Here is an 8,956-nt window from a genome sequence, read left to right as displayed (position 1 = left end):
TTAAAGAAGTAAAAACGCTTCGCAATACTTTCAAGATTATCCGTCTTGTTTCCCCCAGCGACTGCAAGGCCTATCTTTTTCAAGATGACAAATTAAAAGCAGATACCTTGTGCTATCATTTCTGGAATCGCAAGACATGCTGCAAATACTGCATATCCAAACAGGTGAGTGATTCTCAAGGTCAAGGCACCAAACTGGAATCCATAAACGGGCATATCTTTATTGTCATTGCACGATTTATCATTCTGGATGGAAAAACATTCACTCTGGAACTGATTACCGAGCTCACGGACATTTCCGGACTCGGACGCGATGAACACGTTATTGTTGAAATACGCCGTCTTCAGGAAGAAAATTCCCGTCTTATCCGCGATCCGCTTACCGGCTGCTACAGCCGACATTACATGGACACGTATTTTACAAACTATGTGAAGGAAGCGGAACAGCAGCAAAAGGAACTATGTATTGCCGTGCTTGACATGGACGGATTCAAACTCATCAACGACAGATATGGACACGATACCGGCGATGAAGTGCTGAAAAGCTGCAGTCAGTTCTGGCTCAAATACTTTGATTATCAGCATCATGAATTCATCACCCGCTACGGAGGCGACGAATTCATCATCATTTCCATGGCCGACACCTACGAGGCATTCTGCCACCGCCTTGTCTCCCTCTCGAATTCCATGCGGAAGAACATCGTGCTGGGCAACGGACAAATCATTCCTTTCAGTTTTACCATAGGGTGCGCCTGCCTGAGCGAAGTGGCGCAGACCTCGCCTTCTTCCAGTGCGAAGCGCTGTTCAAACTGGCGGACGAACGCATGTACATGGGAAAGCGCTCCGGGAAAAACCGCATAGTCACCGCTTCATAATACGCCGCGCCGAACGCGCTGCCTCTTTCCGCCGTTTTCCTAGATTTCCACATGAAGAGCCGCAGAAAGACCTGAAGGGAACTTTCTGCGGCTCTTTGCTGCCGGTTCAGCACACAGCGCCGTTTTTCGGACAAACGCCGGTCAGGAACGCGCCGCCACCATGCCTTCCGGCGTTTTCAGCACGTTTCTGAGATGATTCACCACGGTCTGGTCAAAGCGGACGTTGTTCATCAGCTCTTCCAAAGCCTGTCTCTCGTCCATGCCCTTTCGGTAGGCCCGGGAACTCACCATGGCGCAAAAGGCGTTGAGCACGCCGAGCACGCGGGCTTCGAGCAGAATTTCCTCGCCCTTCAAATGCTTGGGATAGCCGGAACCATCCATGTTCTCATACATTTCATGCAGAGCTCTGGCAATGGGAAGATCGAAGTCCACATTTTCCATCAGGCGGAAGGCGTGTTCCGGAGCCTGATGCACCTGTTCAAGTTCTTCCTGGGTGAGCCTGCCTTTCTTGGTGAGCAGCTCCCGGGGAATGAACAGCTTGCCGACCTGGGAAAGCATGGCTCCCATGACCACGGTGTTCTTGCCGTCTTCGGACAGTCCCATTTCGGCGGACAAGAGTTCGCCCAGCTTTGCCATGCGCTGCGAATGACCGGCCAGATAGGGATCCACGCTTTCCTCGGCGCGGGTAAAGGCCTCGATAAGGCTCTTCTGACGCTGCCGCATGCGCAGGCTCTGGCGGCGAAATTCCGTGATGTCCTTCATGCTGACCACCGCGCCGCGAATGCTGTTGCGCACGCTCTCGCCGCCGGCGTCCATGAACGGGAAAAGGGTGACGCGGTACAGACGCTTTTCTCCGTCCCGCTCCAGATAAATTTCACAGCCCTCTTCCCGATTGTTGATGGCGACCTGCCGAATGCGATCGAGAAGAAGCGTTGCCGCGTCCGTGGGGAAGCAGCTGAAAATCATCTGCTCGCTGACGTCCTTCTCGTCCTTGCCGAGTATGGCCGCAAGCGCAGGGTTGCAGACGCGGATCTGGCCCTTCACGTCCGCCATGAAGAGACCGACGTCGAGAGAAAGATTGACGCTGTCCAGCAGTTCCTTCTGACGGGAAATGATCTGATTGAGGCGCTGCAGTTCGGCAGCCACGGCCCGCTGCTGACGTCCGAAGCCTATCCACCAGAGAAGGCCGCTCAGCAGCATGAAGCTGATCCATGCCAGCACGCCGACCGCATACACGGGCAGTTCGGCGCGGAACACCATGCCTTCCACCACGGATTCCGGCGTTTCATGCACGAGACTCCACTCCAGGCCGGGGAAGAACACGGACATGGAATACACCATGCCGCGCCCTTCGGAAACGCTTTCACGCAGACCGAAAGGCAGCACGCCCTTGTTGTCGGTGAGCACCTTGCCGAGCTCTGCGGGAACCGCGACCGGAGAAGGAACCTGCATTTTTTCCCACATGTCGCCCCGGCGCTGCACCATGTCCGCCGTAGACATGTCGTTCTGCTTCGGCCGCGCCGTGAACTGCGTCACCTTGCTGAGCACAGGCACCGACGACATGAACACCGCCACGCACTTGTCGGGAGAATCCAGATCATAGACGGGCTCGAAGACGTCGAGCACCAGCCCGTTGACGCTTCCCCGTACGGGAAGAAAAGACGTTTCTCCCGTCTTCATGGTCTGCTGCGCGGCGCCGTTCTGCTCCGGAGTGAGCGGCGAAGGCGTGCTGAACGCAGAAAGAATGGTCTGGCCGTTCTTGTTGACGAGGCGGGCGTCGAGAAGTCCGTTGTAGTTCATGAACTCCAGCAGGATTCTGCGTATGGCGGGCACTTCTTCGGAAAGCACCGCCGCGGGACCGGGAAGATTGCCCGTCTGCTCCGCGCTGTTGATGACGCCGGCCACTCGGCTGTCCAGACCGAAAAGATCACCGGAGAACAGACGATAGGTTTCGGATTCGCTGATGCGGAGGCGAAGCTTCTTCATGTCCGCATTCCAGATTTCCACGTCCCGTCTCGCGCCGTCGAGCCAGGCCGTCACGTCCTGCTCAAAGCGCTGCATCACGTCGAGACGACGGCTCTCAAGCTGGGAAAAACAGGCCAAGAGGGCAATTCCCCCCGAAACGAGCGCAAGACCGACGGCGGCCAGAAAGGTCGATCTTTTGGATAAGCCAGAATAGCTGACATTCTCACGGCTGTTCATCAAATTCCTCCATCCTTCGGGGGGACGACGTATAACGAAAGGTCCCGTCGAACCTCGACAAACACTTATCGACGAGCCTTCACATGAACCCAGCGATGCTTTTCATTCACGGAGAACTGCGGCACATAGTTTCGCACTCTCTCCATGGGACGCACGGCGTCGGAAAGGTTGTCCAGAATATAGACATCATCTCCGTCATACACGGCCAGAATGGCGTGACCTATGTTGCGGATGGTTTCCCGCACCACCACAATACGCATGTTTTCCACGGGGACGCCCAGTTCCTTCAGCGTATAGTACTTGACTATGCAGTAGTCCTCGCAGTCGCCGGACCTGGCAAGAAACTCATACGGCGCCGCCCAGTAATCCGCCTTGCCGTACACTTCCTTGTCGGTGCGGTACGGCCACAGGTTCCAGAACCTGTTCACGATGTTGAGCTGTTCCCGAAGCGGCCTGCCTGCCGCCCTGCCCTTCAGATCCTTCCAGAGCGTGGATGAATTAAATCTTTTCTCATCGAAAAAGATCGGCTTCTTCCTGTTCCGTTCCATGGCGGAAAGCCAGTTCTGCTGCTTCTTCAAGTCCATCTGGAACTCGACGGTTCCGAAAAGGCGAGGTCTGGCCTGGGCAGGCGTCGCGACCAGAAGGACGGCAACCGCCAGAACGGCCGCGCAAGGCGCCAGGGCAAGCGCATGCCAGACACATGCAATATGGGCTCTCATACCCATGGACTATCAAGAACTCCGGCTTCATCCATTACTGCAGAAACAAACTTCGGCAACCTCAACCCGTCGACGCCGGACCGGAGAACGGGATCTCTCCGGCCCGGCCCTGTGCGCTACTTCGGCAGCGTCAGGTGATCGAGCGGTTCATGATCGTGCGGGGTCACCTTGAGCATTTCCGTGCTGATGTTGAATCCGGGCAGAAGATCCCCGGCAAGGGCCTTCATGCGGTATGCGGCAATCAGCGTGTTGCCGAGCGCCGTAGCCGCCTGCGTGGACGAGTTGAACAGTTCGTTTTCAGCGTCCAGCACGTCGAGCAGGCTGCGCTCGCCCATGACGAACTGTTCTTCATAGGCGTCGCGGGTGGTCTTGTTGTACTCGATGGCCTCGCGGTAGAACTGAAGCTGCTTCTGCGCGGAAAGATATTCCGTCCAGCTTTCCCGCACGTTGAGCTCAAGATCGTCCATATAGTCGTAGAGCACCCGGCGGCTCTGACGAATGCGGGCCGCGGCCGCCTTGCTTTCCGCCACGTCCGCGCCGCTGTTGAACAGATTCCAGCGCACCACGGCGGCAACGCCGACTTCGGCCGTCCAGAGTTCGCTCTTGCCGTCTCTGTCGGAATAGGAAGGTCCGGCCTCAATGCTGAGCGAAGGGCTGTAGGCGGAACGCGCCTGTTCCCGAACGGCATTGGCGGCCTTCACGTCTTCCATGTAGGCGGCGACCTTCGGGTTGCCCTTCTGCGCCGCCTTCAGCACCTCTTCAGGCCCCGAAAACATTTTGGAAGGCAGGTTCACCGGCCCGAGAGACATGGCCGAATGCCGCGTCAGACGAGTGTAGGTATCTTCCCCGATGCGCAGAGAAGCGCGGGCCTCGGTCAGCGTGGAACGGGCGCGCGACAGGCGGCTCTGCGCCTGAGAAACGTCGGCCATGGTGTCCACGCCCTGCGCCTCGCGTTCGCGGGCCTTTTCGAGAATTTCCTCGTGCCGGGACACGTTGTCCTGGGCAAGCTGGTAAATCTGCTGACGACGAAGCACGTCCACATGGGCGATGATGGCGTCGAGCGCCAGCGAGTTGGCGTTGTCCATCACGCGATGATCCAGAGAACGATAGGTCGCCTCGGCCTCCCGCACGCGGCCGCGCGTCAGCCAGCCGTCCCACAGAGGCTGCGTCACGAGCAGCGACGCCGACGAATAGGGAGCCGCCTCGTCGTAATTGTACGAACGGGTCGTGCTGTCGGTCAGCTTGCCGAATCCGCCCCGGGCCGTCAGATCCACTCTCGGCCCGTAGCCGGCCTTGGCGCGGTCAATCTCATAGCCCGCGGCGGACCGGTTTTCCTGAATAGCCTTGAGCGAATTATTGTTCCTCAGCATCGCTTCGATGGATTCCTTGAGGGGAATCGCTCCATCCCGTTCCGCGGCATACGCCGAAGGCAGAAAGAGCAGAAGACCGAGACAGCCGGAAACGAACAGAAAAGAAAACGATGTTCTCATGCCTGCCTCCCCATGAAAAAACGCTTGCACAGCGTCCACGTATCGGAACTTTTACATTTTCTGGAGAAAATCATAAAAACTCCATTAACAAAAGTGGTTATGTTTCCAAAAACCACAACAATGCCACACAAATCAGTTTCCAAAAACAATCATCAACTATTTTAAGTAAAATTAAATCATAAATAATATTTATTATGAGTCAAGAGCAATATGCCATGCGGCACCCCCCTGAATTATTTTCAACTCATGACTTTTGTCATGTAACACATATCTATCATATCGCAATTATAATATAATTTTATAAAAATATATATTCCTGCATATAAATAAACATCATCTTCAAATAAAACACCATCGCTGAAAGCAATGTGGTTATATCAGTAAAAAAAAGATATCATGGATAATATAAAACATCCGTCAAATCTTGTCTGCTATTTCTCCCTGAGTGCGTTCTGCTTCGCTTTGAGTATCGGCTTGAGAAGATAATCAAGAACCGTCTTCTTCCCCGTCATGATATCCACGGTCGTCATCATGCCCGGCATAATGGGCAGAGACTCTCCGTGATAGACAATGGCAGTTTTGGGAGTGCGCACCTTGACCTGATAATAGAACTCCCCGCGCTTGTCTTCAATGGTGTCGGCGCTTATCTGCTCAAGCACGCCGTCCAGTCCGCCGTAGATGGAAAAGTCATAGGCCGAAACCTTGACCATGGCCTTCTGACCGGGATGCAGGAACGCCACGTCCGCCGGGCGCACCTTGGCTTCCACAAGAAGGGTGTCGTCCAGAGGCACGATTTCCATGATGGGCTCCCCGGGCTTGACCACGCCGCCGAGCGTGTTGATGTATATTTTCTTCACCGTGCCGCGCACCGGAGAACGCAGCTCGGTTCTGGTCACCCTGTCGCTGCCCGCGGAAAGACTTTCGCGCAGCGACGCCAGCTCCAGACTGCGCTTGTTGATCTCCTCCATGAGGGCGGCGTCCAGCTCGGCCTTGCGCAGCGCCATGCGATGCTCCGCCTCGCTTGCAGCCGCTTCCGCCCGGGGAATGGACACTTCCAGCGTGTTGATCTCACCCTGCGTCTGCACGGCGCGCTCCTGAAGTTCCAGATACTGCGCCCGGGAATAGCTGCGCTTCTGCAGCAGGGAAGACGCCATGTTCAACTGCTGACGTATGAGCGACAGGCTTCGGGTGAGCTGATCCTTGCGGGCCAGCTGTTCCTTCACTTCCTGCGTGCGCTGCGCGGACTGAGCCTCCAGCACGTCCAGCTCGGACATGCGCTGACGTTCCTGCACGGCAAAGGTTTCCTGCTGCACCTGCGTGAGATTTTTCCCCTGTTCAAGCTGATCTTCGGTAAGCTTGTAGCCGGTGCCCCGCTCAAGCCATGCCCGCAGATCTTCCGGCCACGTCAGTTCCTCGCCGGAAACGGACGCCCGCAGCCGACGGATGGCAATGAGGTTTTCCATGGCCTTGTACAGCATGTCGCGCAGATTGCTCTCGGCCATTTCGTTGTTGATTCTGGCCAGAACGTCGTTTTTCTCCACGATCTGCCCTTCATGCACCTCCACGCTGCTCAAAATGCCGCCTTCCAGGTTCTGAATGATCTGCGTGCGCGAAGAAGGAACCACCTGTCCCTCGGCGTGAGTCACCTCGTCCAGCGTGGCGAAGCCGGCCCAGACAAGGAACAGAACAAAAAAGGCAAACACCGCCACGGACAGCCAGACCGCTCCCCGGGCCGGACGTCTGGCGAGGGCCGCCTCCACTTCCGCCGCATAGGGAAGATCTTCGGGCAGCAGTCTGCCGGAAAGGGCGGCAGGCTCAAACAGACTCTGCACGGGCCTGGGCGCGGCCGGATCTTTTCCGGCAGGCTTTTCTGTCGAAGCGCCGCCGAAAGCCTCGGGCATCTGTCCGGCTCCCGGTCCGACTCCGTTCTTTTTCTCGTCCGTATCCATACCAATGATCCCGCTTTCCTAAGAAAGCTGCGCGCTTCCGGCCTCCGTCGGCCGGGGCTCGCGTTTTTGCACATGTTCCTTCGTTGCCGCGGCCGCGCTTCCCGCGCGTTCCCCGGCGGCTTCACGGGGCGGCACCTTTCTGCCCTGCTTTTCCTGCAGCTTTCGCAACACCACGTCCCGCGGACCGTCCATGATGATTCTGCCGCCGTCCATGACGATGAGCCTGTCCACTATGCGCAGCATGCTGAGCCTGTGCGTAATGAGAATGAGCGTCTTGTTTCTGGTCGCGGGAGCCAGACGCTGCTGCACGATTCTTTCGGAATCCACGTCCATGTTGCTGGTAGGTTCGTCGAGAATGAGCACGTCGGGATCCCTCACGAGGGCGCGGGCCAGGCCCACGGCCTGACGCTGACCGCCGGAAAGATTGCGGCCCTGCTCGCCCACCTGCGCGCCGTATCCGGCAGGATGCTTGCGCACGAAATCGGCCACGCCGGAAATGGCGGAAGCCCGGATGACGAGATGATCGTTGATGGTGGGGTCGCCGAGCGCGATGTTGTCGCGAACCGTGCCGTAGAAAAGAATGACTTCCTGCGGCAGGAATCCCACGCGGCTGCGAAGATCGGCCGTGGCAAGCTGGCTGATGTCCACCCCGCCGAAGGACACGGAGCCCTCCGACGGCCGGTACAAACCGATGAGCAGCTTGCCCAGAGAACTCTTGCCGGAGCCCATTTTTCCGATGATGCCCACCTTTTCTCCCGGCCGGATGTGCAGAGACACGTGATCGAGCGCCGGAGTCTGGGAGCCGGGATAGGAGAAGCTCACATTGTCCATGACGAATTCGCTGGACAGCTCGCCGAAGTCCATGCAGGCGGCCTGATCCTGATTTTCCGAAGGCAGCTGCATGAGCGCGTCCAGGGCCTTGAGCGAGACGCGCGAATTCTGGAGCCGCGTAAGCAGCGACGCGAGCTGCAGAAGCGGCGCCATGATGCGGCCCACCAGAATGTTGCAGCCGATGAGTCCGCCCATGCTCATTTCGCCGGCGCCTATGCGGTACACGCCCCATATGACCATGCCCACGGTAACGAGCTGCGTGGTAAAGGTGGCGAAGGTGACGGCCCGGGTGCTGTACTTGCGCGCCTCGTTGGAAGACTGCGCGGAAATGCCGGCCACTGCTTCCCACAGGCGCTGCATGCGGCTCTCTGCCATGCAGCCCTTCACCGTTTCCAGTCCGTTCACCATTTCCACCAGCAGCGCGTTTTTCTGCATGTTGTGGCGATAGCTTTTTTCGGCGCTTCTGCGGGCCGCCATCTGAAGATACACGCCCACGCCGAGAAGCACGGGCACGGCCATGAGCGGCAGCAGCACAAGAGGTCCGCCGATGAAGGCCAGCAGCGCAAAAAACAGCAGCAGAAACGGAATGTCGATGCAGGCAAGGAGCGTGGTGGAACTGAAAAACTCGCGCAGCGATTCAAATTCCCGCAGGTTGTTGACGAGCGCGCCCGTGGATTCCGGCTTGGCATCCATGCGCATGGACAGCACCTTGTCGATGAGCTTGCTCGAAAGCACCACGTCGGCGTTGCGTCCGGCCAGATCCACAAAGTGACTGCGAAGGCTGCGCAGGATGAAATCAAACAGATATGCCAGCGTGACGCCGGCCGCCAGCACCCACAGCGTTTCATAGGCGTTGTTGGGAATGACTCTGTCGTACACGTTCATGACGAA

At 57.4% G+C, this 8,956-nt stretch carries 6 protein-coding genes; 1 reads left to right on the top strand and 5 read right to left on the bottom strand.

Translation table 11 applies throughout. The annotated features are described in order from the left end of the window. Positions 1 to 860: GGDEF domain-containing protein (locus tag ACZM96_RS07965; protein WP_489488402.1), on the top strand; the 860-nt coding region annotated here is incomplete at its 5' end. A gap of 155 nt (positions 861 to 1,015) precedes the next feature. Here ACZM96_RS07965 and ACZM96_RS07960 read toward each other — a convergent pair. The 5 genes from ACZM96_RS07960 to ACZM96_RS07940 form a co-directional block, all read right to left on the bottom strand. Next, on the bottom strand, positions 1,016 to 2,977 hold the full coding sequence (locus ACZM96_RS07960) for an HD domain-containing phosphohydrolase (RefSeq protein WP_489488401.1): 1,962 nt from the start codon (positions 2,975 to 2,977) through the stop codon (positions 1,016 to 1,018). 164 nt (positions 2,978 to 3,141) lie between these two features. Beyond that, positions 3,142 to 3,660 carry a transglutaminase-like cysteine peptidase gene (locus ACZM96_RS07955; RefSeq protein WP_489488400.1) on the bottom strand — a complete coding sequence of 173 codons (519 nt, stop codon included), beginning with the start codon at positions 3,658 to 3,660 and terminating at the stop codon, positions 3,142 to 3,144. Between the two features lie 251 nt (positions 3,661 to 3,911). Next, complete coding sequence (locus ACZM96_RS07950) at positions 3,912 to 5,285, bottom strand: TolC family outer membrane protein (RefSeq protein WP_489488398.1); 1,374 nt, start codon at positions 5,283 to 5,285, stop codon at positions 3,912 to 3,914. 431 nt (positions 5,286 to 5,716) lie between these two features. Further along, entirely contained in the window at positions 5,717 to 7,234 is a 1,518-nt protein-coding gene (locus tag ACZM96_RS07945; RefSeq protein WP_489488396.1) for an HlyD family type I secretion periplasmic adaptor subunit, read from the bottom strand. 18 nt (positions 7,235 to 7,252) lie between these two features. After that, the coding region (locus tag ACZM96_RS07940; RefSeq protein ID WP_489488395.1) for a type I secretion system permease/ATPase at positions 7,253 to 8,956 on the bottom strand (1,704 nt) is incomplete at its 5' end.

It is taken from the genome of Mailhella sp. (assembly GCF_057866825.1).
This window is presented reverse-complemented; position numbering and strand designations above follow the sequence as displayed.

Excerpts from the sequence above, each read along its gene's own strand:
- ACZM96_RS07955 (WP_489488400.1), bottom strand. The coding sequence starts at position 3,660 with ATGGACTTGAAGAAGCAGCAGAACTGGCTTTCCGCCATGGAACGGAAC.
- ACZM96_RS07945 (WP_489488396.1), bottom strand. The coding sequence starts at position 7,234 with ATGGATACGGACGAGAAAAAGAACGGAGTCGGACCGGGAGCCGGACAG.
- ACZM96_RS07950 (WP_489488398.1), bottom strand. The coding sequence starts at position 5,285 with ATGAGAACATCGTTTTCTTTTCTGTTCGTTTCCGGCTGTCTCGGTCTT.